The organism is Embleya sp. NPDC055664 (assembly GCF_053618075.1).
This window is the reverse complement of sequence record NZ_JBSHGZ010000082.1, coordinates 6,742-7,894: the sequence shown is the minus strand read 5'-3', so window position 1 is coordinate 7,894 and position 1,153 is coordinate 6,742. Positions and strand designations below refer to the sequence as shown.

The 1,153-nt window shown below is 71.4% G+C and carries 2 protein-coding genes; both read right to left on the bottom strand.

All coding sequences use genetic code 11. The features are described from left to right. The coding region (locus tag ACWGR4_RS47955; protein ID WP_452134354.1) for a DUF2637 domain-containing protein at positions 1-385 on the bottom strand (385 nt) is incomplete at its 3' end. After that, positions 382-1,153: helix-turn-helix transcriptional regulator (locus ACWGR4_RS47950; RefSeq protein ID WP_452134353.1), on the bottom strand; the 772-nt coding region annotated here is incomplete at its 5' end. The genes ACWGR4_RS47955 and ACWGR4_RS47950, both read right to left, overlap by 4 nt.

Here is a 1,153-nt window from a genome sequence, read left to right as displayed (position 1 = left end):
GCCCGAAAGCCAGCAGTGCGGCAGTGGGGGGGACAGCGGCGGTCACGTAGTCGAGGAAGGGCACGTGCTGACCGTCCCTCGCTCCGGCCACTCCGGCGACGTTGAGGACGATCGAGCCGATCGACCCGGCCGCCGTGGCGGTGATCGCCCACCAGTCGGTGCGGCCCTGGAGACCGGCCCGCAGCATGAGCAGTTCGCCGCCGACGATGAAGGCGTCGAGGGTCGCGGGCCATGCCCACTGGCGGATCGGGGAGCCTGCCAGGCCGTGCTGGCCGGCCACCTCGGCGAGGTGTGCGTAACTGAGCCAGAAGGCAAGGGCGGTCAGGGTCACGATCACGAGCCCGGCCGCGATCAGCGCGGCCCTCTCCATCGTCTGCTTGCTCATGCCGACACCTCCTTGCCCGCGATGACGATCCCTGCCGGGGTCTTGGCCACGTCGCCGGACTTGACGAGCGCCGCGACGGCGCGGGAGACGCCGCCCTTGTCGATGCCGGTCGCCGCCACGATGTCCTTCTGGGCGAGCGGGCCGGACGCCGACCGGACCGTGTCCAGGACCCGATTCCGGTTGGTCGGGGTACCGGCCGGGGTCGCCGCGGATTCCTCAGCGCGGGGCGCCGGCGCTTCCTCGGCCGCCGCTTCGGGTGCCTCCTTCACCAGGGTCAGGCGCGGCCCGCCGCCCGGGTCGGCGGGCTCCGGCGCCAAGGTGGCGACGTGCTGCCACGGGGTCACCTTCGGGAGCGCCTCCACCGCCTCATCCAGGACGTGCCAGATCCGCACCGGGCTGGGTTTGCGGTCCTTGTGCTTGATCAGGGCCCGGCCAGGGATGCCGCCGAGCGTCGACGGCTCCCAGCCCGTCGTCGCCGCGTTCTCGCCGTAGACCACGCGGTCGGACACCGGCGAGTCCACCGTCAGCGACATGACCGTGAGGCTGTTCTCGCTGACCATCGCCGTGACGCCGCCGTTCGTGCGGGACGGGTACTGGGTCGCCCAGATGATCCAGATCCCCGTCGCGCGGGCCAGGGTGTACAGGTCGTCGATCAGGTCGAGGACGTCCTTCCACCGGTTGTCCTTGGCCATCTGGAGGATTTGCCGTCCCTCCTCGATGACGACCAAGAGGCTCGGGTGCTCCGGCGTCGGCACCCACTGCGTGACG